Below are 26,156 nucleotides of genomic sequence, written 5' to 3'. Positions count from 1 at the left end.
GGTCCTCGGAACACGCGCGCCCGGCGGGCGTCAGTCCACCGGCCAGGTGTGGACCGGTGCGTTGAGGTGCATGTAGTCGATGTACTGCCGGGTCATGCGTCGCAGGGCCTCGTGACGGCCGCAGTGGTCCGACGATTCGAAGCGGTGCAGCATCTCCTTCTGCCAGACCGCCCCGTTGCGCGCGGTGACGCACCGCTGCTCGATGATGCCGAGCAGCGGCTCCCGCCAGGCCTCGTCCATGCCCGAGCGCTCCAGGCCCCGGTGCGCCAGCGGCAGCAGCCGCCGCAGGACGAGTTCGGGCACCGGCACCTCACCCGTTCCCGGCCAGTAGAGCCGGGCGTCGATGCCGTTCCGGGCCGCGGCGTGCAGGTTGTCCTCGGCGGCCGAGAAGGACATCCGCGACCACACCGGCCGGTCCTCCTCCACCAGGGCGCGGGTGAGACCGTAGTAGAAGGCACCGTTGGCGAGGGTGTCGGCGACCGTCGGGCCCGCGGGCAGCACGCGGTTCTCCACTCTCAGGTGCGGTCTGCCCTCGGCGACGGCGTAGACCGGACGGTTCCACCGGTAGATCGTCCCGTTGTGCAGGGTGAGTTCGGACAGCTCCGGTGTGTCCCCGCGGTCCAGCGTCTGCGTGGGGTCCTGGTCCTCGCACAGGGGCAGCAGCGCGGGAAAGTAACGCAGGTTCTCCTCGAAGAGATCGAAGACGCTGGTGATCCACCGCTCCCCGAACCAGACCCGGGGCCGTACGCCTTGCGCCTTGATCTCCTGCGGACGGGTGTCCGTCGCCTGCTCGAACAGCGGGATACGGGTCTCGTGCGCCAGTTCCTTGCCGAACAGGAAGGGCGAGTTGGCCGCCAGCGCGACCTGGACTCCGGCGATCGCCTGCGCCGCGTTCCAGTAGTCGGCGAACTCCTCCGGTGACACCTGGAGATGGAACTGCGTGCTCGTGCACGCGGCCTCCGGTGTGATGGTGTCCGCGTAGGTCCGCAGCCGGTCGACGCCGTCCACCTCGATGAGCAGATCCTCGCCGCGCGCCGCGAAGACCTGCTCGTTGATCAGCTGATAGCGGGCGTTCTCCGACAGCGCGTCCGGTCCGACGTCCGTCTCCCGCAGGGTGGGCAGGATGCCGATCATGATCAGATGGACGCCGATCGTCCTGGCACGCTCGTCCGCGTGGTTCAGGGCGGCGCGGATCTCTTCCTCCCAGGCGTCGGGGCCGCCCGCGATCAGCCGCCGGGGCGGAACGTTGATCTCCAGGTTGAACCGGCCCAGCTCGGTGTCCCAGGCGGGGTCCGCGATGGCCGCCAGCACGTCGGCGTTCCGCATCGTCGGCTCGCCCTCGGTGTCGGTCAGGTTCAGCTCGATCTCCAGGCCCACCCGAGGGCGCTCCACGTCGAACCGTGACTCCCGCAGCATCTGCGAGAAGGCGTCGAGACATTCCTGCATCTTGATCCGGTACCGGCGACGGTCCTCGCGGGTGAAGACCAGCGCCGGAACGTCGCGTCCCATCGGTCCTCCCGGTGGCCCCACGGATACCTCTCCCCTCCAGCGTCGCACCATGGCGCGGGTCTGACCATGCGGGACGCCCCTGCACGCCGGGCCGGAGCCGGGGAAGGCGGTCACATGCGGTGTCCGATTCGCTTCGGAGGGTGACTTGGGCTGCGGTGGTCCGGCCTGCTCCGGCGGCGGATCCCGTGTGGGCGGTGGGGCCCGTCCGGCGATGGATCCCGTGTGGTGGTCCGGCCCCTTTCCAAGGGGAGATCCCCCTCGGGATGGCCTCGCCGTCACCCGGGCTTCCGTCACCTGCCGTCGCCTTCGGCAGGCGGTCGCATGAGGTCGAGGTCGTCGCCCCAGGCGTCCAGCACGTCGCCGTGTCCGGCCGCTCTGGCCGCCTTCTCGACAAGGGTGAACAGGTGCCGTTGCAGGGCTGTGTCACCCGTGGCCGAGACGCGGTCCACGGCACGCAGCAGCCTGTCGGTGTCCCAGCCCGGCAGCGGGTACCGGGCGAGCTCCCACTCCAGGTACTTGTTGTACGGGCGGGGGCGGCGGTCCAGAGCGAAGAGCAGTTCGAGCAGGAGCCGCATGCTGTCGGCGGCGTCGAGGCGAGCGGCGAGAGCCAGGCCGTCGCGGTGGTTCTTGACGGAGCGGTAGAGGGAGTTGGCGTAGGCGTCGAGCCATTCGCCGGAGCTCCGGAACGCCTCGTCGGGGTCCAGTCGTGCCCAGCGGTCGAGGACACGGGCGATGCCTCCGTCGAGCCGGTCGAGCACGATCCGGGCACGGGCGAGGGCGTAGCGTTCCCACCCCGGAATTCCGGCTCCACAAAACTCGGTGAGCGTGACGACGACGAGGTCGATTCCGGTGCCGCGACGGCTCGCGAACCGGGTCGGACCGGTGCTGGTGCCGTCGGCGACGACGACGTAGAGATCGTGGTCGGAGTACGGGGTGATCATGCCGTCATGGGCTCGGGACCCTTTGAGGACGAGGCCGACGACGGCTGGGTCGGCGGTGGCGAGTTCGATGAACGCGTCGTAGCCGAGGGGCTGTCGAGCACGCATAGTGCGGATCTCCGGTGAGGTGACGACGGGTATGCCTGCCGGGGCGACCGCGTTACGAGGCGCCCCGTACCGTCCGCGGCCGCACGGGGCGGCCACCTGGAAGATCAACGCACGGACGGACTCTACCGCCCGGCCGGTCGCGAGGCAGCACGATTGCCGCGGTGCACCCGGTGGCCGCGCTCCTGGTGCGGGACGGCGCCTTGGACGTGGACCTGGACCGGACGGACAGAGCTCTCCGTCAGACGGTGATGACGACCTTCGAGCGCGCGTGCTCCCCTTCGAGGTACCGGATGGCCTCGGGAGCTTCGCTCAAGGGGTAGGTGCGGTCGATGACAGGGGTGAGTTTCCCGGAGTCGGCGAGTTCCCGCAGGGTCGCCAGGTTCTCCTTGCTCGGTGTCGCCGTGAGGACGAGCAGCCGGTGGCGGGCGAAGCGTGACATCACCTGCCCCCTGATGAGGAGCCCCATCGGCCCGATGACACTCCCGCCTTCGAAGACGCCCCCACCGGAGAGAACGATCGTCCCCGTGGGTTTCAGGGCGCGGCGGAACCCGGCCAGCGAGTGGTTCCCCACCAGGTCGAGGACGACGTCGTACCGCTGTCCGTTCCGGGTGAAGTCCTCCTGGGCGTAGTCGATGACGTGATCCGCGCCCAGTGACCGAACCAGTTCGCCGTTTCTCGCACTGCACACGCCCGTCACTTCCGCGCCGAACGCCCTGGCGATCTGCACCGCGAAGGTGCCCACACCGCCTGACGCACCATTGATCAGTACCTCCTGCCCCGGCTGCACCTGTGCCAGGTCCCGCAGGCCCATCAGCGCGGTGTTCCCCGCCAGCGGCAACGCGGCCGCCTGCTCGAACGACAGCGCGGCCGGCTTCGGCTCCACCACGTCGTCCGAGGCACACACGAACTCGGCGAACGCGCCCTCGGTCTCGCCGAACACCTCGTCGCCGGGACGGAACCGCTTCACGGCTCTGCCCACCGCCTCCACCCGGCCCGCGAAGTCCGTGCCCCTGATCTTCGTCTTCGGACCGCTCACCCCGAGCGCCAGGCGCGCCAGGTACGGGTCGCCCCGCATGAGGTGCCAGTCGCGGGCGTTGACCGAGGCCGCGTGGACGCGGACCAGTACCTCTTCGTCGGCGACAGCCGGCGTGTCGACATCTCTGAGCTCCAAGACGTCGGGTGAGCCGTACCGGTCCTGGGCGATCGCCTTCATCGGGCCTCCGTGACGCACGAGTTCGGTGCGGAATGGAACGGCTGACCGGATGTTCAGCACCACTCACGATGGTAGGCAAGCGACGGCGGCGTGGGTATCGGGGCGAATCCCTAGGTGACGCGCGGAGGCGGTTCCCGGGCGTACGGGTCAGCCGCCCTGGCCGGCGCTTCCGATCGGGCCGACCTTCACCGGGGTGCCGGCGCCGTCCGTGACGGGCAGCGTGGGGCCGCCCGGCCAGGCGAGGGTGACCGTCTTCGTCTCGTTCGGCGGGGTCACCAGCAGGCCGGTGATGCGGACGCCGGAGCCGCCCGACTCGTTGAGCGGGTAGGTGATGCCGAAGGCTGTCGACTGCCCGCTCTTGAGGACGGTCTTGTCGGCCGGCGCCCCGGTGCGCTTCGCGGAGACCGATCCCGAACCGGTCTTCAGGTCGACGCCCGCGTACCCCGAGATCGTGCAGTCCCGGCCGCCGCCGTTCTTCAGCTGCACCACGACGGTGCCGTCGGGGTCGCCGTCGATGGTGTCGTCCTTCGCGGTGATCTCCAGCTCGTCGGTGTGACACCGGTCGACCTTGCCGCTCGCGTCGGAGCCGGTCCCGGCACTCGAGCCCTTCCCGGCCGACCCCTTCCCGGTTCCCGCCCCGCCGCTCTGATCCGAACCGCCCGAGCTCGAACCGCCGCTCTGATCCGCACCGTTCGAGCTCGCACCGCCACCCGGGGCGGACTCGTGGGACGTGGCGGACGGTGCGCTCTGTCCCGTACCGTCGTCCCCGTTCTGGCAGGCCGTGAGCGAGAGACCTGCGGCGACAGCCAGGGCGGCGAAGGTGAGCCTGTGAACGCGCATCGTTTCATCCTCGGTATCGGTCGGTGGTGCCGGCCGCTCGGTGCGAGCGAGCGTTTCCGAACCCCAAGACCGGCCCGGCCCGGCACGCGTTCCGCCCGGCCACCGGGTAATACACGCCTGTTACACGCGAGGCACCGAACACCGTCGATTACTCCGGCTCCGACACGACCGGGGGCAGCGGTTCCCGGGCCGTGTGCCAGGCCGCGGGAAGAGCGGCGACTCCCGTGCGAGCGGCGATGACCCCGCCCGCGATGGCGCAGGTGGTGTCGATGTCACCGCGCCCGGCGACCGTGAACCACAGGCCCTCGTGCAGGTCGTCGAGGTGCCCCGCCGCGCACCACAGCGCGAAGGGCACGGTGTCGGGCCCGGACATCCTGTAGCCGGAGCCCAGGACCTCCGCGGCGTGCCGCACCGAGGTGCGCTCCGGCATCCGGGCCGCGATCCGCACCCCCGACCGGACGTCGCTGTCGGGGAGTCGTTCGGCGACGGCCTGGAGGAAGTCCGGCCGTGCCGGAGCGCTTACGCCCCGGCTGCGCGTTGCCAGCGCCGTGGCGAGGGCGACCGCCACCGCCCCGGTCACCGCCTCCGGGTGGTGGTGCGAGACCGCGCCCTGGCGGGCGGCCTCCTCGGCGACCGCGTCGAGGTCGGCGGCGTGCCAGGCGCCGAGCGGGGCGGCACGCATGGCCGCGCCGTTGCCCCAGGAACCCAGGCCGCCGAACTGTCCGGCGACCACCTCCCGCCAGGGTTCGCCCGCGCCGATCCGACGGAGCACGTCATGCATCGAGGCTCCGTAACCGCGGTGCGTGTCCTCGGTGTAGGCGGCCGCGAAGCGCAGAGCGAGGCGGTCCTGGTCGATGGTGCCGCCGCCCTCGGCGAGTTCGCGGACGAGGACGAGGGCCTGGGCCGTGTCGTCGCTCCACTGCCACAGCGGCTCCGGGGGCAGCGTCCGCGCCTCGAGGACCGCGGGACCGTTCCGGCGCAGGATGCCGAACCAACGGTCACCAAAGGCGTCACCGAAGGCAAGCCCGTTCAGCGAGTCCAGAGCGGCGGCAGGCACGTTGATCATCGGAGCAGTATCACAGCGCGACGGCACTCCGGCACTCCGTTATCGGCGCGGGCGTGCTTCTGCGCTCACCGAACCCAACGATTACCGCGGCGCAGTGCCGCCTTCTCGACGGGAGTCCGTCGTGGCGGAACGCGCTGTCGCCGTGACCTGCCGAGACCGCCCCGCCCCCGCGGCTCCCAACAGCAGATCGTCTTCCGCCCGTTGCAGTGAGGGGAACGTCCCTGGGGCCGGAGAGTCCCCGCACGCAGCCGATCCGCCCACGAGGGCATCCCGTCAGTGGTGACCGGTGTCGATGACGCAGAAGCGGTTGCCGTCGGGATCGGCGAGCACGACGAAGTCGGCGTCGTCCGGATAGAGATCCCAGTCGACGCGCCGCGCGCCCAGAGACACCAGGCGCTCGACCTCCGCAGCCTGGTCGGCAGTGTCCCCGGCGTACAGATCCAGGTGGATCCGCGGATGCTCCTGCACCGGCGTCTCGCTGAGGCCGAGTGACAGCCGCACTCCGGTTCCGTCCGCCGGCACCAGCACCACCCAGTCGTCCTCCAACTCGTCGCGGGGGACGTAGCCCAGAGCCTCCGTCCAGAACGCGGCGGCGCGCGGCACATCCGAGACACCAAGGACAACGGAACCGACTTTCAGCATGCGCTGATTCTGGCGGACAGACCGAGTGAACAAGCCCGAGCGGACAAGCCCGAGCGGACGGTGCTTTCGGGCGTTCCTACGGGTGCGTGGACGGTTGTGTGTACGGGGGTGTCGGGGCGTCGGTGTGTCGGGCGGTGGTGTACCCAGGTTCCCGCCCCGGCGGCCGCGGAGAACCGCTCTCGACGAGCAGCGGCGGATCGAGGCACGGCCGAGGAACCGGCGAGGCATCGCCGCGAGGACCTGTGTCACCGTGCGTCACGCAGGTGCAGAAGGTACGCCGCGGTCAGGGCGACGGCACGGTCCGAGTCGTTCGACAGCTCCACGAGGGCGTCGTACGTCCTCGTCCCCGGGATGCCCGCCAGTGCCTGGGTCAGCCGTCCACGCGCGGGCGCTTCCGTGGTGGGGCGGGCGAGACGGTCGAGGAGCCTGTTCGTGAGCCCGTCCGCCGTCGCGGTGTCGCTCGCCAGCACGCTCAGCGCGTCCGCCGCGTCGGTGTCGTTGCGTCCCTCCACGATCATGTCGACGAGTGTCGGGACCGCATCGGTCACGCCCCGTGCCCCGAGCGCCAGAGCCGCATGCCCGCGGACCACGGCGTCGGGGTGTGCGAGGGCGGTCCGCAGACGCGCGGTGGCCTCGTCGCCGGGCATCTCGGCGAGTGACCGGACGGCACGTTCCCGTACCGCGGCCGACGGCGAGGTCAGGCCCTCCGCGAGCAGCGCCGGTCCGCGGTCGCCGGAGCGCGCCAGTGCCCATCGAAGGGCCCCGGCGACGTTCGGCTCCGTCTCGCTCAGCACTGCCTCGACCAAGGCCTCCACAGGCACCGGAACCTCGCCGGCCGAGGACAGGGCGGCGCGCTGCCGTGCGTCGGCGCTCTTCGAGGCCAACGCCTGGAGGAGCGCGACAACTTGGAGGACGTCTTCCCAGTCGGCGGGTTCCGCGGCGTGGATCCTGCGCAGTCGCGTGAGCAACTCGGTCTCGGCCGTGATGCGTTCGCGCGTCTGGCGGACAAGGCCCTCGACGAGCGACGAGGGTGTGAAGCCGGGATCGTCGAGAGCGCGCCCGATCTCACGCAGCGACAGACCCAGTGACCGCAGGCTCTCGATATGGAAGATCCGCCTGATGTCGTCCCCGGAGTACTCCCGGTAGCCGGAGCCGGTACGCCCCGAGGGACGCACCAGGTCGAGCGACTCGTAATGCCGCAGCATGCGGGCACTGACACCGGACCGCCGCGCCACCTCACCGATCAACACGCCCTATCGTCCCTCCTGACCAGGCCCGTCGAGAACCGCGACGCGCTTCGCCTCCTCGATCGCCCCCTCGAATCCGGCGTCGGGATCGCGCAGCAGTCGCTGGGTGGCGAGCGCGTGCGTACGTACGCGCGGGGCGGGCGCCGTCGTCGCGGCGAGCAGGACCGGCACGATCACGTCTCCCAGCGCGGTCAGCGCCTGGCTGAGACTGAGTTGCGTCTCCCGCTCGCCGCGCCCGAGCTGAGTCGCCAACTCCGCGGCCAGGGACGCCTCCTCGCCCGCGGGCACGAGCACGACCGCGGCGCGCCAGGCGCTCCGCGCGACCTCGTCGTCGGCGTCGGACAGCAGGCTCGGCGTGATCGCCGGCCACGCCCGTCGGTCCCCGATCTTGGACAGCGTGTGCAGCGCCTGGCTCCGTGCCTGCGCGTGGTCCGAGCGGACTTCGCGGAGCAGCGCGGGCAGTGTCATGGACACCGGGTGGCGGGTGAGCGCCCAGGTCAGCATGTCGCGGACGAAGAACTCCGGCTCGACCGCGGATCGCCGGACGAGGTCGGCGACGAAGCGTGGGTCGGGCGTCGTGCCGGCTGCCAGAGCGGCCCGCAGCCGCACGGATGAGCTGTCGTCCTCCAGCCCCCGGAGCTCGCGTACCGCATCCGCATCCGCGTCCCGTTTCGTGATCGTCATCGAGATCACCTCCTTGGCACGCAGTGAAAGCCTTGCCACCGTGTCAAGGTCAACCGGGACCGGCGCGCGGGGGCCGCGCACCGCCTGCATGAGCGGACCGGTCCGGACCGCGCGGTCTCCGGCTCGTGTCCCGGCCGTACCGAGAGCGAAGGACCCCTCGGGGTTCACGACCCGGACGGGCACCTCGGTCGGCGGCGGCGACGCCGGGGCGGGTGAGACCCGTGGGGTCAGGCGGCTGCGGGCCACCGGTGCGGCTCCCGGCCCAACAGGCGCAGCGTCTCGTCGAGGGGTCCCGACCCGCCGGGCAGGTCCAGTGCCGGGGCGAAGGCGTTTCCGGGGCCGCGGAGGGCCGGATCGGCCGGTACCCGTCGGGCTGTGGCGAGTGCCGCGCCGAGGACGTCGTCGGAGAGTTCCAGTCCCACTCCCAGGGCTGCGGCGACGTCCCAGGCGTGAACCACGTAGTCGATGAAGTGGAAGCGGACGGCCTGCCGTCCGGGAAAGCTCCCGCCCAGCTCCGGGAGTGCGAACTCCCTTTCTGTCGCGCCGGGTTCGGCGAAGGCCGCGAGTACGGCCGTCGCGGCCACCCGGTGGACGAGGGCCGGATCGTCCATGCCCGGCGGCTCCTGCCAATGGACCGCATCCAGGCCCGCGCCGCGTGCCGCCGCCGCGAATCCGAGGTGCTGCGCGGTCATGTGCGCCACGAGCCGTCGAAGGTTCCAGCCCGCGCAGGGAGTGTCCCGGTCCCAGTCCGCGTTCTCCGCCAGTTCCACCACCCGCAGGGCCTCGTCCACGGCGATCCGGTCGAGCTCCACGATGTCCGCTCCGGTGACAGTCATGAACCGACCGTAAAACTGTGCGACCGATCGTTCAATTTGTTTTCCGGTCAAAGGAGTTCCCCGGGCGCAGAGGGACGACCCGTGGGATCAGCTCCCTCAGGGCGCGGGCGTCCCTTCCACCGAGGCGTTCCGCAACCGGTTCGCGATGCCCAACCGGGCACGCCGATAGGCGGTTTCCTCGGCGTGCAGTACGGAGACGGCGTTGGCGGCTTCCATCAATGCGACGATTTCGAAGGCGAGTTGAGGAACGTCGGTGTCCGATCGCAGTTCGCCGCCCGTACGGGCCTCATCGATCGTGCGCTCCATCAGCGCCGTCCAGGCCCGGTGCGCCGACACCACCGCGTCATGGACCGGCCCCGACCGGGCGTCGAACTCGGCGATGACCCCGTAGAAGAAGCAGCCGCCCGGGAAGACTCGCCCGCGCGAGTACTCGAGCCACAACTCGCACAGCCGCCCCACCCGTCCGACGCCCGCGGGGACCTGTTCCGAGGGCCGGACCACCCGCTCGCCGAAGATCCGCCCGGCTTCGCGCACGGTCGCGAGCTGAAGCTCCTGCTTGGACCCGAAGAGTGCGAACACCCCGCTCTTGCTGAGGCCCAGCTCGGTCGCGAGCCGTCCCGCGGACAGTGCCTCAAGCCCCTCGACCGAGGCGATGTCGACCGTTCGGTGAAGCACCAACTGCCGTGTGCGGTTGCCCCGTTCGAGCCGTCCGTCGAGCCGGGTCATCCACGCCCTCCCTGTCCTGGCGCCGAGTGCCCGGCGACCACGGTGCAGGCGCCCGGCATGATCCGTGCGGGCGCCGCGCCTGCGAAGGGTTCCCCCGCCACACCTGTGTGATCATGCCCGTATGACAGCCGGTCGCATCATCTTCCTCAACGGTACGTCCAGTTCAGGAAAGTCGAGTGTCGCCCGCGAGCTGCTCGACGTTCTCGACGACGGTGTCTTCTTCCACTTGGCGGTGGACGGCTTCAACGCGATGCGCACCAAACGAGCACTCGGAGCGGAGGAACTCGAAAGCGCCCTGCGGCGGACCAGGATGGGCTTCCACCGCTCGATCGCGGCGATGGCCGAGGTCGGCAACGACATCGTCGTGGACCATGTGCTCAGCGAGCCGTGGCGGTTGCTCGACTGCCTGTCGGTTCTTCGCGCCGAGGACGTGCTGTTCGTAGGCGTCCACTGCCCTTTGGAGGAACTCCTGCGCCGGGAACAGGCGCGCGGAGACCGCCCGTCGGGCCTGGCCGCGCACCAGTACGACCTCGTCCACCGTCACGGCGACTACGACCTGGAGTGCGACACCAGCACGTCGAGCCCGCGCGAATGCGCTGAAAGGATCAAGGAGTTCCTTCCGCTTCGTCCCAGCCCCACTGCCTTCGCCCGACTGCGTGATCGCTACTTGTCGTCGAGCGATGAACCGGACACGACCGCCGGCCAGGTGTGACCGCTTCCGAGGCGGCCAGGACACCCCGTGACCGGAGCGAGGCGTGAACGTGATCTGGACTCGGCAGTGTGGTGATCATGCAGACGTTACGGCGGGACGGTCGCGCACGCGGAGAGTCGAGCCGGGAAGTCAGCCACCTCATCCGTGGGCGCAGGGCCGCTGTCGTCCTCCTGCTCATGCTGGCTGCCATGACCGCTTGCCTCTCAGGGTGTTCCTCAGGCGGGGGAGCCGACGTGACACTCGTGGCTCCCCCGGTCTTCTACGTCTCACGGGATCATCAGCGCGGCGCATCCGACCTGCAGGTCCAGGAAAGAACCGGCGGAGCGACGGTCGGACTGAGGATCACCTTCGACGCCGGAGATCTGAAGGACGTCGTCACCGTCAAACGGGCGCTGGACGTATGCGTCGTCCACCTGCCCGTCTTCCACTGCGACACCCAGGTGGGTCCGACAGGCGGAGTAGGCATCCAGGCCTTCCACCTGAGCCCCGCGAAAGGCGCGAAAGCCGGCGACTCCGGGGTGCTGCGCTACCGCGTGACCGCGCCCGGCCTGACTCCCGTCACCGGTCACTCCCTCATCGTGGTCGGCAGACCGGAGCTCCGGGTCGCGCTGCACCCCGATCCGGGCCCCGTGGAACCCGGCGAGAGCCTCGCGGTCCGTCTGACCGTACGCAATGCCGGTGATGTGCCCGCCCGCGGAGTGGCGCTGCGCATGGAAGGGCAGGACGGCATCACGCTCGGCGACCGGCACCGCAACTGCCGCTATCGAGACGACACTTCGGCGTGGTGTCGGCTCCTCGCCGACGACGTGACCATCGCGCCCGGCCGGTCGTACAGCCTGGACGCCCCCGAACACCTGCGAACCGCGCGGGACGCCACCTATCCGACCGTCAATTTCACTGCTGATGCCGTCGGTACCGACTACGTGCCCCCGGCCGAGGTCGCGTCGGGGTACCGGCCGGGCAGCGGGCCTCCACTGCGTTTCGCCCCCGCATCCGGGACCGACCCCGTTGCGACAGGCACAGCCGACGACGGCCGCGAGGCGCTTCACGTGAGCGTGCGCAACCGGAGCGGGCTCGCAGCGATCGGCGACACGGCCCGCGGCCCCGTCGGCAGCCTCGCCACGGTGCGGATCGGCGTGCGGAACAACGGCCCCGGTGCGCTGCCGGCCACGGCGAAAGTCGTCTTCACGGTGCCGGAGGGCACCACCGTCATGGCGTCGCCGTACAGCTTCGAGAGCGACGAGGAGGTGAAGGACCAGGACTGCCGGGCCGTCGCCGCCGATGACGCACCACTGGCCGAAGCATTCGTGAGGCAGCCGAGTGCCCGACGGTACGTGTGCACGGCTCGCGTCGGGTCGGTGGGGGACACGACGACCTTCCCCTTCACCCTCCGCATCGACAAGGACGGTGCCGACCGCGACGGCTACGTCACGGTCTCGGACGGCGATCCGGGCCGTCCCAGCCGCGACACCGAGCCGGCTGACGACACGGCGGACGTCGCCGTGTCGGTATGGCCGGGCCCGGCCTGGGCCACCCCCGGCTTCTACCTCGGCACCGCTGCCGTCGTCCCGCCGCTCGGCCTCGCCGTGGCCCTGTACCTGCGGCGCCGAAAGTCCTCCAGGAAGCCGATCACGCAGTGATCATTTGGGGACAGGCGGCTTCCCGTCCCCGCATAGAGTTCGGACATGCCCGTTTCGCTGCACCTGCAAGAGATCACCCCTGACAACCTCGAGACCGCCATCGGCCTGAAGGTCCGCCCCGACCAGGAACACGCGGTGGCACCCGTGGTGAAGTCGCTCGCCGAGGCGTACGTCCACCCCGGCATCGCCTGGCCCCGGCTCATCTGCGACGGCGACGAGGTCGTCGGGTTCCTCATGGCCTTCTTCGACATCGACTGGACCGGCGACGGTACCGACCTCCGCTCCGGACTCTGGCGCCTCAACATCGCGGCCGGAAGGCAGGGCAGGGGCTACGGACGCTTCGCCGTGCAGTCCGTGGCCGCCGAGATCCGGCGCCGGGGAGGCACTCACCTGACCACCACCTGGCACCCCGGCGAGGACGGCCCCGGACAGTTCTATCTGACGCTCGGATTCCGGCCCACGGGGGAGACCAGCGGCGACCAGACGGTGGGAGCCCTGGAACTGGACGCGGAATAGCCGGCGGGTGTCCCGCGTTCCGACGATCATGACGACGAATGGGCCGCGGCCCGAGGTAGTGCGATACACCGCCTTTTCCGACACCCCGGACGGCGGGAATCCCGCCGGTGTCGTTCTGGACGCCACCGCCCTCGACGACAGCGACATGCTGGCCGTCGCCGCCGAACTCGGATACTCGGAGTCCGCGTTCCTGACCCCGCCTCCGGAGGGACTCGAAGGCCAGGAGGGACGCACCTACAGCGTCCGCTACTTCAGCCCGAAGGCGGAGGTACCGTTCTGCGGGCATGCCACCGTCGCGGCGGCCGTGGCGCTGGCCGAGCGAATCGGGCCCGGGAAGCTGGTGTTCTCGACGCGCGCCGGCGTCGTGCCGGTTGAGGTGACCCAGGAGAGCGGGACGATCCGGGTCACGCTCACCAGCGTGGAGCCGCACATCGAGGAGATCGCCGACGCCGACCTCACGGAGGCGCTCGCCGCGCTGGACTGGCCGGCCGCCGACCTCGACCCGGCTTTCCCGCCCCGCATCGCGTTCGCCGGTGCCCGCCACCTCGTACTCGCGGCGGCGACGCGCGCTCGCCTCGCCGATCTCGCGTACGACTTCGCGCGCCTCGAAGCCCTCATGCACCGCCTGGACCTGACGACCGTCCAGCTGGTCTGGCGAGAGACGGCCACCGTCTTCCACGTCCGCGATCCCTTCCCCGTCGGCGGTGTCGTCGAGGACCCCGCGACCGGCGCCGCGGCCGCCGCGTTCGGTGCGTACGTCCGTGAGTTCGGCCTCGTCCCCGAGGACGCCGTGCTCACCCTGCACCAGGGCGAGGACCTGGGCCGCCCCGGCCGGCTCACCGTGACGCTGCGCGCGGGCGACCCCCGCGTCCGCGTCGGCGGCGCGGGAATGCGCATCCGCTAGGAGCCGGGACCCGTCCGATCACACAGCCACGCCCGTAGCCGCCCGTCAGCCGGACACGTCCCGGTCGGCGGGTGCGGGAACCCCGGTGTCAGTGCCCGCCGCTACCGTTCGGTCGTACGTGATCTTCAGGGAGGGTGGCTCGATGGGCGCCAGTGGGTGGGACTACGTCACCAGGTACGACGGGGACGTCGAGGCGGCTCTGGAGGCCTTGCGGGTCAGGGTGTTTCAGGAGGAGTACGGCGACGGATCGAGCTACCGAAGCATCGAGGACCTGTATGAGGACGAGGAGTTCATGGGGACGGAGGGCACCCACACGATCCTCGACATCGACAGGGTCGTCGCCACGGATGCCCCGCCGGTCCCGTCCCGTCCCTCTGACTACGGCACACTCCGCCCCCTGGCGGCGAGCCGGGTGGCTCACCACTTCGCTACCGACCGTCCCACGGTCGAGGAGTACGAGAGACTCGTCGCCGCTGCCGCCGAGACCACGAGCCACGAGGAGCATGCGCGGAGTCTGCTGGGCGAGCGTCGGATGAGGTGGACCGGCTATTACGTCGTCCTCTACTCCGATGAAAGGCCCACTCATCTGGGCATCTTCGGCTCCTCGGGTGACTAGGACCCACCGTGTCGGTCACCTGACGGCATCGTGTTCGGATCGTCGTGTGCTCCGTCACCATGGTTGTGCGGGGCGTGGAGGTGCGGCCGGGACGGACCCGGCTGCCTGAGGTGGCAGCCGGGTCCATGGCCGCGCGGGGCCGTGCCCGGACCGGGCGCAGCCGGTGACGCGGCCGTGCGTGACGCGGAGGCGGGGCGCCGGGGCCTCAGCGGGCGAGAGCGGCTTCGCTCGACGCCTGGGCGCGGGGGTCGGACGGCAGAGCGCGAAGGATCTCCTCGACGCTCTGCTTGGCATCACCGAAGAGCATGCCGCTGTTCTCGCGGAAGAACAGCGGGTTCTGCACGCCCGCGTAGCCGGACGCCATGGAGCGCTTGAAGACGACGACCTGCTCCGCCTCCCACACCCGCAGGACCGGCATGCCCGCGATCGGGCTGGTGGGGTCCTCCTCCGCGGCCGGGTTGACGGTGTCGTTGGCGCCGATGACCAGGACGACGGAAGTGTCGGCGAGGTCGTCGTTGATCTCGTCCATCTCCAGGACGATGTCGTACGGCACCTTGGCCTCGGCCAGCAGCACGTTCATGTGCCCGGGCAGACGGCCGGCCACGGGGTGGACGCCGAAGCGGACCTCCACGCCGCGCTCGCGCAGCTGACGCGTGAGCTCGGCGACCGGGTGCTGCGCCTGGGCCACGGCCATCCCGTAGCCGGGGGTGATGACGACGGACCGGGCCTGGGTCAGAAGCTCGGCCACCTCCCGGGCCTGGATCTCGCGGTGCTCGCCCTGCTCCTCGTCCCCACCGGTGGGAGCCTCGATGCCGAAGCCGCCCGCGATGACCGAGATGAAGGACCGGTTCATCGCCTTGCACATGATGTACGACAGGTAGGCGCCCGAGGATCCGACCAGCGCGCCCGTGACGATCAGCAGGTTGTTGTCGAGCAGGAATCCCGCCGCCGCGGCGGCCCAGCCGGAGTAGCTGTTGAGCATCGAGACGACGACGGGCATGTCGCCGCCGCCGATCGAGGCCACGAGATGCCAGCCGAGGACGAGCGCGAGCACGGTCACGGCGATCATCAGACCGAGGCTGGGGCTGATCGTGAACCAGACCGTCAGCGCCACGAACGCCACCAGCGCCGCGACGTTGAGCGCGTTCTTGCCCGGCAGGACCAGCGGACGGGACTTGGCGCGCCCCGACAGCTTGAGGAAGGCGACGATCGAGCCGGTGAAGGTGACCGCGCCGATGAAGATGCCGATGAACACCTCGGCGTGGTGGATCTCCAGCAGATCGGCCGTGACGTGCCTCTGCGCGGCGCCGTGCGCCTCGACCTCCAGGTAGCTGTTCCACCCGACCAGCACCGCGGCGAGGCCGACGAAGCTGTGCAGCACGGCGATGAGTTCGGGCATCTCGGTCATCTCGACCTGCCGCGCCCGCCAGACGCCGATCGCCGCGCCGAGCACCATCGCGACGACGATCAGCGTGACCGCGCCCGCGTTGATGCTCTGTGCCGCGAGCACGACGGTGGCGACCAGGGCGAGGGCCATGCCGGCGATGCCGTACACGACGCCGGCACGGGAGGTGCGGTGCTGGGACAGTCCCGCCAGGCTGAGGATGAACAGCAGGGCGGCGACCAGGTCCGCAGCGTGGGACGCTGTAGTGGTAGTCATGGCGGCTCAGCCCTTCGAGAACATGGACAGCATGCGGCGGGTGACGGCGAAGCCGCCGAAGATGTTGACGCTCGTCAGCAGGATCGCCACGAACGAGAGCGTCGTGACGACCGCGCTCTCGTGCCCGATCTGGAGCAGCGCTCCGATCACCACGATCCCGGAGATCGCGTTGGTGACGGACATCAGCGGTGTGTGCAACGCGTGGTGCACCTTGCCGATCACGTAGTAGCCGATCACCACCGCCAGCGTGAAGACCGTGAAGTTCGCGGCGAGTTGGGCGGGGGCGAAGGCGACGAGGGCGAACATCGCCAGCAGGCCGGCGCCGAACAGGGCGAACCGGGCCGCCGGGGTGAGTCGCGGTTCCTTCGGCTGTGCGGCAGCCGCCGCGGGGGCGGGCCGGGGGGCGGCGGGGGCCGAGACGGCCACGGGCGGCGGAGGCCAGGTGACCTCACCCTCGCGCACCACGGTCACCGCCCGCTGGACCACGTCGTCGAAGTCGATGACCAGCCGGCCGTCCTTGCCGGGCGTCAGCAGTTTGATCAGGTTCACCAGGTTGGTGCCGAACAACTGCGAGGCCTGGGTGGGCAGCCGGGACGCCAGATCGGTGTAGCCGATGATGGTCACGTCGTTGTCGGTGACCACGATGCGGCCGGCGACGGTTCCCGCCACGTTGCCGCCCTGGGAGGCGGCCATGTCGACGATGACGCTGCCGGGCTTCATCGCCGCCACGTCCTCCGCCGTGAGCAGGCGCGGGGCGGGGCGGCCCGGGATCAGCGCGGTCGTGATGACGATGTCCACGTCCTTCGCCTGCCCGTGGTACAGCTCGGCCGCGGCGCGGTCGTAGTCGGCGGAGGTAGCCTTGGCGTAGCCGTCGGTGCTCGCCTCCTGCGCGACGTTCACCGCGAGGTACTCGCCGCCCAACGACTTCACCTGGTCGGCCACTTCCGGCCGTGGATCGGTCGCCCGGACGATCGCGCCGAGACTGGAGGCGGCGCCGATGGCGGCCAGACCGGCCACACCGGCACCGGCCACCAGCACCTTCGCCGGCGGGACCTTGCCCGCGGCCGTCACCTGGCCGGTGAAGAAGCGCCCGAACACGTGCGCCGCCTCGATCACGGCCCGGTAGCCGGCGATGTTGGCCATGGAACTGAGTACGTCCATGGACTGCGCCCGCGAGATCCGCGGTACCGCGTCCAGGGCCAGCACGGTGATGGGACGGCTCGCGAGTTCCGCGAGCAGGTCCGCCCGCTGGGCCGGACTGATCAGGCCGATCAGGGTCGAGCCGTCGGGCACGCGCGCGATCTCGCCCGTCGAAGGGGAGTTGACCTTGAGCACGACGTCCGTCTGCCAGGCGTCGCCGATCCGTGCGCCCGCGTCACCGTAGGCGTCGTCCGTGAAGCCCGACGCCGTGCCGGCGTCCGACTCGACGACGACCTCGTAGCCCAGTCCCACCAACTGGCGCACTGTGGCGGGCGTCGCCGCGACACGGGTCTCCCCGGAAGTGGACTCGGCCACAACTCCGATGCGCTGGGGCGGGTGGTGGGCCGATTCTTCTGCGGGCATGGTGATGTCTCCCTCAGGGGGCGCAGATGTGCTGGCACGAATGTGTGATCAGGGGGAGTCCACGCCCCTTGGACGCAGGAACTTACATGGTGGAGCAGGCTGTTCGGCACAGCGCGCAGCCGTGACTTGTTTCACGCGAGGTCTGTTGCCGACAACACGCGGAGGGCGTCGTGGTACGGCGTTCCGGACATGTTCCCCACCGTTTCGACGGGTCAGGAGTGGGCATGGTCCCTCTCCTGATCCGCTCCGGCTGCCCCGGCGCCGACGGCGGAACTCCCGGCACGCGGGCCGGCCGCGGTCGGGCTCCACCGCACACGGTGTCGCTCAGGCGCCGGTCAGGTGCCGGTCAGGTGCCGGTCATGTCAGGACTCCTGAGCCCGCTCCGGCGTCGCGTGTGCGTGAGGGGCGAGGACGGGGGCCGCGGGCAGGCTCAGTTCGAACAGCGCGCCTCCGGACGGTGCCTCGCCCGCGGTGAGTGTGCCCCCGTGGCGGCGCGCCACGTCGCGGGCGATGGCCAGGCCCAGCCCGGCGCCGCCTTCGTCGCGGGCGCGCGCGTCGTCCAGCCGTACGAACCGCTCGAAGATCCGCTCACGTTCGGCGGCCGGCACACCGCTGCCGTCGTCCGCGACGGTGAGTACGATCCGGTCGCCCCGTCTCTCCACCCGCACGACGACCCCGTCCTGCGCGTGCCGCTGGGCGTTGTCCAGGAGGTTGCCGATCACGCGGGCCAACTGACCACGCGAGCCCGTCACGTGGAGTTCCTCGCCGGTATGGAGGGACACCGGCGTGCGGTCGGACGGGCGGTGCCCCGCCTCCTCGCGGACCAGCTCACCGAGGTCGACCGGTGCCTGCCCCGGCCGCTCCCCGGCGTCGAGCCGGGCGAGCAGCAGCAGATCGGCCGCGAGGTGCTGCAACCGCTCGGTGTCCTTGACCGCGCCGGGCACGTCCAGCAACTGTGGGTAAGCGGAGCCGACTTCGAGCTGGGTGCGCAGAGAGGCGATGGGGCTGCGCAGTTCGTGGGAGGCGTCGGCGACGAAGCGGCGCTGCCGGTCGACGGCGGCCTCCAGCGCGGTGAGCGTCTCGTTGGTGGTGCGGGCCAGCCGGGCCACCTCGTCGTGCGAGGGGGGTTCCGGTACGCGTCGGGACAGGTCCTCGGAGGCGGTGATCGCCGCCATCTCCCGCCGGATGCCCTCCACGGGCGCAAGGGCACGCCGTGTCACCAGCCAGGTCACGCCGCCGATGACGAGCAGGATCAGCGGCAGTCCCGCCAGCATCGCCACCGCGGCGCTGCGGACGGCGCTCTCGCGGGCCGACAGCGAGGCGCCCGCGTGGACCAGCACCGTGCGGCCGCCGAGATCCGTGGCCTTGATGGTGGCGAACCGGTACGGGGCACGGCGCCCGTCGACCACCGCGTGCCCGGAGCCCTCCTGGACGGTGTCACCGATGGTGCCGATGGCCGGGTCGTTGGCCTGGGGCGTCGGGCTGCCGACGGCACCGTGGTCGTCCGATCCGTGGCTGCCCGATCCGCTGTCGTCGGAGCCGTGGCCGGCCGATCCGCTGTCGTCCGCGCCGTCGTCGCCGCCGCGGTCCCTGTCCCGGCCGCGGCCGCCGCCGTGGTCGTCGGCCGCTTCGGTGCCGAGCTGGGTGGCGGGGGCCGGGGCGGGTGTCGGGGTCGCGGACGGGGACGAGGACGGGGAGGGAGTGGCGGGGGAGGCGGCGGCCCGCGGCACGCGAACGGCCGTGACGCCGGTGCCGCTGATGCTCTCCAGTCCGTCGCCGACGGCCAGCAGATGACCGTTCTCGTCCGTCACCTGAACCGGGATTCCCTCCCGCACACCCTCCGGCAGCGGCAGCCGGGCGTCACCCCCGCGCCAGGTGGCGACCCCGAGGGCGATCCTGCGGGCCGTGTCGTTGGCCTCGCCCTGTGCCTGCTCGGTGAGGTTCATGCGCAGGGACATCAGCACCGCGATCCCGGCGGCCACCAGCGCGACCGCCACCACGGCCGTGGCCCACAGGACCATCGTGGCCTTCACGGAACCGAACAGCCGCCGCTTCACGAGCCCGCCATCCGGTAGCCGGCGCCGCGTACGGTCTGGATCGCGTCGGTGCCGAGTTTGCGGCGCAGCGTGCTGACGTACACCTCGACGATGTTCGGGTCGCCGTCGTAGGCGAAGTCCCAGACGTGCTCCAGGATCTCGGGCTTGCCGACCACCTGCCCGGCCCGTGTCGCGAGTTGTTCCAGCACGGCGAACTCCTTCGCGGTGAGCGTCACTTCCGTCTCGCCCCGGCACACACGGCGGGTGACGGTGTCGACGACGAGCCCCCCGACCCGCAGGACGGGCGAGGCGCCGGCCGTGCCGCTGCGGCGCAGCAGCGCCTTCACCCGCGCCACCAGCACGACGTACGAGAACGGTTTCGTGAGGTAGTCGTCGGCGCCCGTGTCCAGGCCCTCGGCCTCGTCGTACTCGCCGTCCTTGGCCGTGAGCATCAGGATCGGCATGTTGTGGCCCGCCGCGCGCAGGGCCGCGCAGACGCGATAGCCGTTGAGGCCCGGCAGCATGATGTCGAGCAGCACCAGGTCGTGAACGCCTTCCGAGGCCAGGTGGAGTCCCTCGGTCCCGTCATGGACGACGTCCACGGCGAAGCCCTCGGCCCGCAGGCCCTTGGCCAACGAGACGGCGAGCCGCTTCTCGTCCTCCACGATCAACAGGCGCATGTGCCCAGCCTCCCAAACAGAACCTGAAGGGATCTTCAGGTGGCTTCAGGTGCCCTTCAGCTTTCCCCAGGCACATTGGCGACATCCAACAGGCATGACACAGATACGACACAGGCCGGGCAGTCCTCCGGCCGGGGAGGTTCGACATGAAGCGCACCGCTTCCATCGCCACCGTCTTCGTGGCCGCCGTGCTCATCGGCGGCGGTGGGTACTCGGCGCTCGCGACGGGAGGCACCGACCGGCACGGTGGCGGTCCCGAGGACCGGCCGTCCGCCACGGCGTCGCCCGCACCGTCCCCGTCGTCGGCCTCCCTGACGGCCGCCCAGGCGGCTGCCGCCGCGCGGAAGGCGTACCCGGGTACGGTCGTCGGGGTCGAACTCGACGGTGACCAGCCGGACTACTGGGAGGTGCACATCGTCGGCGCCGACCACGTCCGCCGCGAAGTGCGCGTCGACAGCCGCACGGGCGCCGTCACCCTGGACCGGCGCGGCGGCGGCGACGGCCCGGGTGACGACCACGGCGTGCACACCGGCGGAGACGACCGCGGTCGTGGAACCCGCGGACAGGACGACGCTCCTGGTGACGACCACGGTGGCGCCACGGGCGGCGACGACCACCTGAACGTGGGGGACGACCACGGCGGGGACCGTCACGCCGGTGACGACGGTGGACGTGGCCGGCACCGTGGCGGCCACGGCGGCGACGACCACTGACGGAAGGCCGGGCAGCCCCGCACGGCGCGGACCCCTCCAGATCGCGGACCCCTCCAGATTGGGGAGTGGGCGGGTGCCCAAGACAAGGCTGCCGGGGATCGGAGGAGTTGGACGGGCTGGCATCCGCTCATCGCTGCCGACGGCCCGGCGCAGCGAGAAGGCGTCCGCGTGGAGGGCGGCCGTCGTCTGCGGCGCGCCCCCAACGTCCTTGGTACGCCGCCGGTGTGGACCTCCGGATTGACGGTGGGAGTCCGGCTCCGACGCACTATTGTGTACGACATGTCCGCTCCTGAGCTGATCCGCATCGTCTCCCGTGACTCGCCCATGGCCCTGGCCCAGGTGGAGCGCGTCCGCGCCGAACTCGGCGTGCTGCATCCTGAACTCCGCACCGTGGTGATCCCGGTCAAGACCACCGGTGACAAATGGATGGGAGATCTCTCCCAGGTCGAGGGCAAGGGGGCGTTCACCAAGGAGGTCGACGCCGCGCTCGTCGCCGGGGAGGCGGACCTCGCGGTGCACTGCGTCAAGGACGTGCCCGCGGACAGGCCGCTGCCCGCCGGGACGACCTTCGCGGCGTTCCTCAAGCGTGACGACATCCGTGATGCCCTCGTCCATCCCGGCGGCCTGCTCCTCGACGAGCTCCCCGCGGGGACCCGGATCGGAACGTCCTCGGTGCGCAGGGTCGCTCAACTCGCCGCCTCCCACCCGCATCTGGAATGCGTGCCGTTTCGCGGCAACGCCAACCGCCGCCTGGACAAGCTCGCCGCGGGCGAGGTCGACGCCCTGCTGCTGGCCGCCTCCGGACTGGAGCGCATCGGCCGGCCGGACATGATCACCGAGGTCCTGTCGACCGAGACGATGTGCCCGCCGATCGGGGCCGGCGTCCTGGCTCTTCAGTGCCGTGAGGCGGATACCTCCACGATCGGCATCGTCAGCGGACTGAACGATCCCGGCACTTATCGGGAGACCACGGCGGAGCGGATGTTCCTGCACGTCCTCCAAGGCCACTGCAACAGCCCGATCGCCGGATACGCGAAGGCGTCCCGGGGCGATCTGTCACTGCGGGCCTGCGTGTTCAGCCCCGACGGAAAGACCGTCCTGAACGCCCACGAATGGGCCGGACGACTCAACCCGTCGGACCTCGGTGCGTCCGTCGCGCTGGCTCTGCTGCGACAGGGCGCCCGCGAACTGATCGACAGCATCGCCCACTGACGCCGGGGCCCGGGCGGCGAGCGAGGTCGGTTCAGGCGGCGCGGGAACGGGGCGACAACACGGCGAGACGACGGTGCGACCGCCCTTGTGGGGAGGCCGCACCGCCGAGACGCGCGGGTCAGCTGGTGAAGGTGAACCAGTTGATGTTGGTGAAGTCGGAACTGCTGCCCGAGAAGACCAGGTACACGTCGTGGACTCCGGTGGCGGAGGCGACGATGTTCGCGGGAACGGTCTGCCAGTTCTGCCAGCCGCCGTTGTTGGCGAAGTTGATCTCGGCGATCTTCGTGCCGCTGGTGCTGTCGAGCCGTACCTGGACGGCACCGCTGACGCCGGCGGCGGCGCCGGATGCCAGCCGGGCCTTGAACTGGTTCGGAGAGGCCGAACCGAAGTCGACTGAGGAGAACTTGAGCCAGTCGCCGTTCGCGATGTAGCCCACGTCGCTGCCGCCGCCGGAGTCGGAGCAGCTCTCGGTGGTGGTCCCGCTCTGCGCCGAGTAGGACTCGGCCTGGATGGTGCTGTAGGCGCTGACGTTGCCCGAGCCGCCCCCTGATCCTCCCCCCGAGCCCCCGGCGCCCAGGGTGATGCTCCACGAGGTGGGCGCCCCGTCCTGGATGTGTCCGTCGACGGGGGCCGAGCCGGTGGGGCCGACATCGTCGTAGGGGAAGGCGTAGCCGATGCTGGCGTACTTGTGGACCAGCCGCGCGTAGTGGTTGGTGACCGAGTCCGTGTAGTACTGGGAGGGCGTCACGCCGTCGGGGTTGTTGTTTCCGCCCGGGACCAGGAGCGAGCTGCGGTTGAGCGCGGCGGCGAGCCGGGCGGCGATCGCCCCGCGGGCGTCCCCGCCGGAGTTGTAGAGGGGACCGGACGCGCAGCCGAAGATGTCGACGGCGCTCGGCTTGGTGAACGGCACGCCGTTGGTGTTGAGACCGGAGAAGACGATGGCGTTGCCGGAGACGGTGCCGGTGTAGGAACCGATGCCGCCCTGGCCGTTGATGGTCAGCGGGGTGGAGGCGTAGTGGCTCCAGACCCGGTTCAGGTAGTCGTTCCAGTAGCCGCCGAAGTCCACCGGCGAGTGCGCCGGCGCCATGACGCGCAGCACCCCACCGGAGGAGTCGGTGACCACCAGCCTGTCCCAGGGGGCTCCGTCGGAGGCGTGCTGTGCCTGCAGACCGGAGGCGATGGAGGCGAGGGCCCCCGCGGGCAGCGGACTGACCGACTGGGTTCCTCCGCTGCCGGTGCTGGCCATCGAGATCGGCAGCGCGACCATGTCGACGTAGGAGATGTTGGCGTAGAGGTTCGCGCTGTTGAAGGTGAACTCGCAGAACGTCCAGTTGGTGGCCCAGTTGGAGTCGGAGCTCACCAGGGCGGGCTGCACCACCCCGGGCACGGTGCCCGGGTTGACGAAGAACTGGAGCTTCTGTCCGACCGAGAACCAGACGCGGCCGCCGATGATGTAGTCGGTCAGCGTGATGGTCCTGGCGGCCGAACCGGAGGCACCCAGCGCGATGGAGTAGTCGGCGGTGGGGGTCACCGGGGACGACGGGTTGGGCACCCGGTTCAGGGCGCCGCTCGCCGAGACGAAGACCGGCCAGCCGCTGCTGTCGGTGCCGGATATGTAGGCGTAGACGGTGTCGTGGCCGGAGTTGTTCGCCAGTTTCACGGGGAGTGAGACTCCCGCTGCTGCCGCTGTGGACGTCAACGGCGAGACCGGTGAGAACGGGCTGAGCGCAGCTGTGCCGGTGACGACAGCGGCTCCGGCCAGGAAGGAACGTCGGGAAACCACGGGGGCCCTCCCGGAGGGGGTGATTGTCCGTCAACAGGGTGACGGTTGGGGGGAGTTGATTGCTGTGGGGTTCTGTGCGGGGGTGACGTTATTGGACTGGACCAATACAGTCAAGGTTGCGGAACCATTACGTCCAAGTAACGGCATTCGCACCCCCACCAGGAATCTCCGCACCTGAGGGCCACGCGGTCCGGGGCCGTGTGCGGCGACCGATGTGCCGGTACCGGTCGTGGCCGCCGGGCGGGCCTGTTCGCCGTACGTCGTGTGCGGGGCCGTGTGCACCGCACGCGACGTACGGCATCGCGCATGCTGCGCGGCGTCACATTTCCTGTGCTTCGGGCATGGCCCGGGTGCCGACCGATGTCGCGACCCGCTCGGCGCGGCCTTTTATGGTGAGCACGGATGCCGCGGCCAGACCGGACATGCCGGCGGCGAGGAGCTGCACCCGGTAGTCGAAGACGGCCACCATGCCCGAGCCCAGGAGCAGGGCGAGCCCGGTGGGCGCGTACATCACGGTGCCGGCCGTCGCCGCGACCCTGCCGAGCAACTCGGACGGGGTGTACTTCTGGACGGCCGTCAGTGCCGCGATGAGTGGGCAGGGCATGCCCAGGCCGATGAGCAGACTGCTGCCGAGCGTGACGGGCAGCCAGGGAGTCGCCCGCGCCAGCACGCCGAGCGCGAAGAGGGCGAGTCCGGCCGCCGAGAAGGTGCGCTCAGGTATACGACGCATCAGCGCACCGGCCGCCAGCCCGCTGACGACCGAGCCGAGCCCCTGGAGCGAGGTGAGCACGCCCGCGAAGGCCGGGGACCGGTGGAGCCCGGCGTCGAGCATCGCGTACGTGGCCGTGCTGCTGACGCCGGCCAGCATCATGGTCGTGCCGCTGGTGATGACCAGCGAACGCAGTGCCGGGTGCCGCCGCAGGTAGCGGGCGCCTTCGGCGGTCCCGGCGGTCCACGGCCGCCTGGTGCGGGGCGCGGGCAGGGCTTCCCGCACCCGGATCATTCTGAAGGCGGCCGCGGCCAGGACGAAGCTGGCCGCGTCCAGCAGTGCCACGGTCGGACCGCCGAACGCGGTGAACAGGCTCGCGCCGGCCAGCGGAGCGAGCAGCTTCATGCCCTCGAGGGCGGTGAGCACCAGGCCGTTGAAGTCGCCGCGCAGTTCGTCCGGCACGGCGGCCGCCACCAGGGCGGTCTCGGCCGCGTCCGTGAGCACCATGCCCGTTCCGACGAGGGTCAGCACGGCGAACAGCAGCCAGACCTGTTCCTGTGAACGCACGAAGAGGGGCGCGGTCATGACGGCGGCCAGGGCCAGATTGGTCGCGACCAGAAGCGGACGTCGGCGCACCCGGTCCGCCACGGTACCGATCACGGGTCCCGCGAAGGTCGGCAGCCACATGCAGAAGCCGACGAGCGCGGCGAGGCTGCTGGAACCGGTGAGCGTCTTGACCCAGATTCCGGCGGCCAGCGCCATGGCCGAGTCGCCGAAACCGGAGACGATCACTCCGCCCAGATAGAGACGCGCGTTGCGGTCCCGGAAGACCTTCAGCGTGTTCCAGTGCATGCCCTCGCCCTTCAGTGCGCCCGGCGGCACAACCTACCCCCAATCATTTGCTTGGCGGTAATGGTTCACCGGTGCCGGGCATGCGCTTTACTGGCTCGCGTGACCGAAACCGATCCCGTGCTGCGCGCGCTCGCCCACCCCTTGCGGCTGCGGATGCTCAGCCTCATGTGGCCGGGGCCGATGTCGGCCGCCGAGCTCGCCCGCGAGTTGGACATCTCTCACGCGCTGGCCAGCCAGCACCTGCGGCGCCTGGACACGGTGGGTCTGGTCGAGCTGGCGGAGGAACGCACCCGTCGCGGCGGCAGGGAGCGCCGCTACCGCACCGTCCAGGGCACACCACTCTCCGACCAGCACGAGGGAACCCCGATGCTGGCCGAGACCATGACGCACACCCTGCGGGAACGTGCCCGGCGGCGTGCGGAGGGAAGTGAGGGCGTCACCGTGGACGCCGAGCTGTGGGTGGATCCCCAAACCTGGGACAACGTCCGGCGGCGACTCGTCGAGCTCGCCACCGAGCTCCACGAAGCGGCCCGGCCGCCGCACACGCCGGGCACTGTCCCGCTGGGCGTGAGCGTGATGGCCTTCCCGTTGCAGGACGGGACGCGTCCGGACGGATGAACCGCCCGGGCGGGGCCGGTGGGGCGCCCGTCCTCGGTGTGTCTCGTTACCTGTGCCGTCCGGGGCCGTTCGGGGGTCCGGGGCTGTCGCCCGGCGCCGGTGGACCGGTTTCGCCTCGGGCGACGCAGATCAT

At 70.8% G+C, this 26,156-nt stretch carries 24 protein-coding genes; 8 read left to right on the top strand and 16 right to left on the bottom strand.

The genetic code is table 11. From position 1 onward, the window contains the following. Positions 1-30: 30 nt before the first annotated feature. From OG780_RS02485 to OG780_RS02440, 10 genes are all read right to left on the bottom strand, one after another. Positions 31-1,509: a glutamate--cysteine ligase gene (locus OG780_RS02485; RefSeq protein WP_326783329.1), complete on the bottom strand. Its 1,479-nt coding sequence runs from the start codon at positions 1,507-1,509 to the stop codon at positions 31-33. A 290-nt stretch (positions 1,510-1,799) separates the two neighbouring features. Further along, positions 1,800-2,555 carry a hypothetical protein gene (locus OG780_RS02480; protein ID WP_328444160.1) on the bottom strand — a complete coding sequence of 252 codons (756 nt, stop codon included), beginning with the start codon at positions 2,553-2,555 and terminating at the stop codon, positions 1,800-1,802. Between the two features lie 238 nt (positions 2,556-2,793). Continuing rightward, positions 2,794-3,768: an NAD(P)-dependent alcohol dehydrogenase gene (locus OG780_RS02475; RefSeq protein WP_328444158.1), complete on the bottom strand. Its 975-nt coding sequence runs from the start codon at positions 3,766-3,768 to the stop codon at positions 2,794-2,796. A gap of 147 nt (positions 3,769-3,915) precedes the next feature. Beyond that, positions 3,916-4,608, bottom strand: a complete 693-nt coding sequence (locus OG780_RS02470) for a DUF4232 domain-containing protein (protein WP_328444156.1) — start codon at positions 4,606-4,608, stop codon at positions 3,916-3,918. 148 nt (positions 4,609-4,756) lie between these two features. Then, on the bottom strand, positions 4,757-5,674 hold the full coding sequence (locus OG780_RS02465; protein ID WP_328444154.1) for an ADP-ribosylglycohydrolase family protein: 918 nt from the start codon (positions 5,672-5,674) through the stop codon (positions 4,757-4,759). Between the two features lie 273 nt (positions 5,675-5,947). After that, a complete protein-coding gene (locus tag OG780_RS02460; protein WP_328444152.1) occupies positions 5,948-6,316 on the bottom strand; it encodes a VOC family protein in 369 nt (122 codons plus the stop codon). Between the two features lie 245 nt (positions 6,317-6,561). Beyond that, positions 6,562-7,566, bottom strand: coding sequence for a HEAT repeat domain-containing protein (locus OG780_RS02455; RefSeq protein ID WP_328444150.1), 1,005 nt, complete (start codon positions 7,564-7,566; stop codon positions 6,562-6,564). Positions 7,567-7,569: 3 nt separating this feature from the next. Beyond that, a complete protein-coding gene (locus OG780_RS02450; RefSeq protein ID WP_328444148.1) occupies positions 7,570-8,247 on the bottom strand; it encodes a HEAT repeat domain-containing protein in 678 nt (225 codons plus the stop codon). A 227-nt stretch (positions 8,248-8,474) separates the two neighbouring features. Beyond that, complete coding sequence (locus OG780_RS02445; RefSeq protein WP_328444146.1) at positions 8,475-9,083, bottom strand: TIGR03086 family metal-binding protein; 609 nt, start codon at positions 9,081-9,083, stop codon at positions 8,475-8,477. Positions 9,084-9,179: 96 nt separating this feature from the next. After that, positions 9,180-9,809: a TetR/AcrR family transcriptional regulator gene (locus OG780_RS02440; protein WP_328444144.1), complete on the bottom strand. Its 630-nt coding sequence runs from the start codon at positions 9,807-9,809 to the stop codon at positions 9,180-9,182. 121 nt (positions 9,810-9,930) lie between these two features. Here OG780_RS02440 and OG780_RS02435 point away from each other — a divergent pair, with 121 nt between their 5' ends. The 5 genes from OG780_RS02435 to OG780_RS02415 all read left to right on the top strand — a co-directional run bounded on the left by OG780_RS02435 (position 9,931) and on the right by OG780_RS02415 (position 14,197). Continuing rightward, a complete protein-coding gene (locus OG780_RS02435) occupies positions 9,931-10,521 on the top strand; it encodes a chloramphenicol phosphotransferase CPT family protein (protein WP_328444142.1) in 591 nt (196 codons plus the stop codon). 233 nt (positions 10,522-10,754) lie between these two features. Next, positions 10,755-12,161, top strand: coding sequence for a hypothetical protein (locus tag OG780_RS02430; RefSeq protein WP_328444140.1), 1,407 nt, complete (start codon positions 10,755-10,757; stop codon positions 12,159-12,161). A 45-nt stretch (positions 12,162-12,206) separates the two neighbouring features. Continuing rightward, a complete protein-coding gene (locus OG780_RS02425; RefSeq protein WP_328444138.1) occupies positions 12,207-12,677 on the top strand; it encodes a GNAT family N-acetyltransferase in 471 nt (156 codons plus the stop codon). Between the two features lie 28 nt (positions 12,678-12,705). Continuing rightward, complete coding sequence (locus OG780_RS02420; protein WP_328444136.1) at positions 12,706-13,581, top strand: PhzF family phenazine biosynthesis protein; 876 nt, start codon at positions 12,706-12,708, stop codon at positions 13,579-13,581. Between the two features lie 118 nt (positions 13,582-13,699). Then, a complete protein-coding gene (locus tag OG780_RS02415) occupies positions 13,700-14,197 on the top strand; it encodes a hypothetical protein (protein WP_328444134.1) in 498 nt (165 codons plus the stop codon). A gap of 205 nt (positions 14,198-14,402) precedes the next feature. Here OG780_RS02415 and pntB read toward each other — a convergent pair whose 3' ends face one another. From pntB to OG780_RS02395, 4 genes are all read right to left on the bottom strand, one after another. After that, positions 14,403-15,857 (bottom strand): Re/Si-specific NAD(P)(+) transhydrogenase subunit beta, encoded by a 1,455-nt coding sequence (gene pntB, locus OG780_RS02410; protein ID WP_328444132.1) that lies wholly within the window; start codon positions 15,855-15,857, stop codon positions 14,403-14,405. A 6-nt stretch (positions 15,858-15,863) separates the two neighbouring features. Then, positions 15,864-17,420 (bottom strand): Re/Si-specific NAD(P)(+) transhydrogenase subunit alpha, encoded by a 1,557-nt coding sequence (locus tag OG780_RS02405; protein WP_328444130.1) that lies wholly within the window; start codon positions 17,418-17,420, stop codon positions 15,864-15,866. A gap of 362 nt (positions 17,421-17,782) precedes the next feature. Further along, positions 17,783-19,441 carry a sensor histidine kinase gene (locus OG780_RS02400; protein WP_328457841.1) on the bottom strand — a complete coding sequence of 553 codons (1,659 nt, stop codon included), beginning with the start codon at positions 19,439-19,441 and terminating at the stop codon, positions 17,783-17,785. Positions 19,442-19,473: 32 nt separating this feature from the next. Then, positions 19,474-20,136 carry a response regulator transcription factor gene (locus tag OG780_RS02395; RefSeq protein WP_328444128.1) on the bottom strand — a complete coding sequence of 221 codons (663 nt, stop codon included), beginning with the start codon at positions 20,134-20,136 and terminating at the stop codon, positions 19,474-19,476. Between the two features lie 146 nt (positions 20,137-20,282). Between OG780_RS02395 and OG780_RS02390 the strand changes: the two genes are divergently transcribed. Both OG780_RS02390 and hemC read left to right on the top strand, forming a co-directional pair. Next, the gene (locus tag OG780_RS02390) at positions 20,283-20,849 is read left to right on the top strand and encodes a PepSY domain-containing protein (RefSeq protein ID WP_328444127.1); all 567 of its coding nucleotides are present in this window, start codon (positions 20,283-20,285) and stop codon (positions 20,847-20,849) included. Positions 20,850-21,128: 279 nt separating this feature from the next. Continuing rightward, positions 21,129-22,061 (top strand): hydroxymethylbilane synthase, encoded by a 933-nt coding sequence (hemC, locus tag OG780_RS02385; protein WP_328444126.1) that lies wholly within the window; start codon positions 21,129-21,131, stop codon positions 22,059-22,061. 118 nt (positions 22,062-22,179) lie between these two features. Here the strand turns inward: hemC and OG780_RS02380 are convergent, their stop codons facing one another. Further along, positions 22,180-23,844, bottom strand: a complete 1,665-nt coding sequence (locus OG780_RS02380; protein ID WP_328444124.1) for a beta-1,3-glucanase family protein — start codon at positions 23,842-23,844, stop codon at positions 22,180-22,182. 319 nt (positions 23,845-24,163) lie between these two features. After that, a complete protein-coding gene (locus OG780_RS02375) occupies positions 24,164-25,405 on the bottom strand; it encodes an MFS transporter (protein ID WP_328444122.1) in 1,242 nt (413 codons plus the stop codon). Between the two features lie 99 nt (positions 25,406-25,504). On the opposite strand from OG780_RS02375, the gene OG780_RS02370 reads away from it, so the two are divergent. Next, on the top strand, positions 25,505-26,023 hold the full coding sequence (locus OG780_RS02370; protein WP_328444120.1) for an ArsR/SmtB family transcription factor: 519 nt from the start codon (positions 25,505-25,507) through the stop codon (positions 26,021-26,023). The last annotated feature ends 133 nt before the right edge of the window (positions 26,024-26,156 follow it).

This window comes from Streptomyces sp. NBC_00386 (assembly GCF_036063235.1).
Taxonomy (GTDB): domain Bacteria; phylum Actinomycetota; class Actinomycetes; order Streptomycetales; family Streptomycetaceae; genus Streptomyces.
The sequence above is the reverse complement of the archived record's forward strand: the minus strand, read 5'-3'. Positions and strand labels throughout refer to the sequence as shown.

What these genes read in the sequence shown, in the direction of transcription:
- OG780_RS02485 (WP_326783329.1), bottom strand. Translation starts at nt 1,509, where the DNA reads ATGGGACGCGACGTTCCGGCGCTGGTCTTCACCCGCGAGGACCGTCGC.
- OG780_RS02480 (WP_328444160.1), bottom strand. Translation starts at nt 2,555, where the DNA reads ATGCGTGCTCGACAGCCCCTCGGCTACGACGCGTTCATCGAACTCGCC.
- OG780_RS02475 (WP_328444158.1), bottom strand. Translation starts at nt 3,768, where the DNA reads ATGAAGGCGATCGCCCAGGACCGGTACGGCTCACCCGACGTCTTGGAG.
- OG780_RS02470 (WP_328444156.1), bottom strand. Translation starts at nt 4,608, where the DNA reads ATGCGCGTTCACAGGCTCACCTTCGCCGCCCTGGCTGTCGCCGCAGGT.
- OG780_RS02465 (WP_328444154.1), bottom strand. Translation starts at nt 5,674, where the DNA reads ATGATCAACGTGCCTGCCGCCGCTCTGGACTCGCTGAACGGGCTTGCC.
- OG780_RS02460 (WP_328444152.1), bottom strand. Translation starts at nt 6,316, where the DNA reads ATGCTGAAAGTCGGTTCCGTTGTCCTTGGTGTCTCGGATGTGCCGCGC.
- OG780_RS02450 (WP_328444148.1), bottom strand. Translation starts at nt 8,247, where the DNA reads ATGACGATCACGAAACGGGACGCGGATGCGGATGCGGTACGCGAGCTC.
- OG780_RS02445 (WP_328444146.1), bottom strand. Translation starts at nt 9,083, where the DNA reads ATGACTGTCACCGGAGCGGACATCGTGGAGCTCGACCGGATCGCCGTG.
- OG780_RS02440 (WP_328444144.1), bottom strand. Translation starts at nt 9,809, where the DNA reads ATGACCCGGCTCGACGGACGGCTCGAACGGGGCAACCGCACACGGCAG.
- OG780_RS02435 (WP_328444142.1), top strand. Translation starts at nt 9,931, where the DNA reads ATGACAGCCGGTCGCATCATCTTCCTCAACGGTACGTCCAGTTCAGGA.
- OG780_RS02425 (WP_328444138.1), top strand. Translation starts at nt 12,207, where the DNA reads ATGCCCGTTTCGCTGCACCTGCAAGAGATCACCCCTGACAACCTCGAG.
- OG780_RS02420 (WP_328444136.1), top strand. Translation starts at nt 12,706, where the DNA reads ATGACGACGAATGGGCCGCGGCCCGAGGTAGTGCGATACACCGCCTTT.
- pntB (WP_328444132.1), bottom strand. Translation starts at nt 15,857, where the DNA reads ATGACTACCACTACAGCGTCCCACGCTGCGGACCTGGTCGCCGCCCTG.
- OG780_RS02405 (WP_328444130.1), bottom strand. Translation starts at nt 17,420, where the DNA reads ATGCCCGCAGAAGAATCGGCCCACCACCCGCCCCAGCGCATCGGAGTT.
- OG780_RS02400 (WP_328457841.1), bottom strand. Translation starts at nt 19,441, where the DNA reads ATGGTCCTGTGGGCCACGGCCGTGGTGGCGGTCGCGCTGGTGGCCGCC.
- OG780_RS02395 (WP_328444128.1), bottom strand. Translation starts at nt 20,136, where the DNA reads ATGCGCCTGTTGATCGTGGAGGACGAGAAGCGGCTCGCCGTCTCGTTG.
- OG780_RS02390 (WP_328444127.1), top strand. Translation starts at nt 20,283, where the DNA reads ATGAAGCGCACCGCTTCCATCGCCACCGTCTTCGTGGCCGCCGTGCTC.
- hemC (WP_328444126.1), top strand. Translation starts at nt 21,129, where the DNA reads ATGTCCGCTCCTGAGCTGATCCGCATCGTCTCCCGTGACTCGCCCATG.
- OG780_RS02375 (WP_328444122.1), bottom strand. Translation starts at nt 25,405, where the DNA reads ATGCACTGGAACACGCTGAAGGTCTTCCGGGACCGCAACGCGCGTCTC.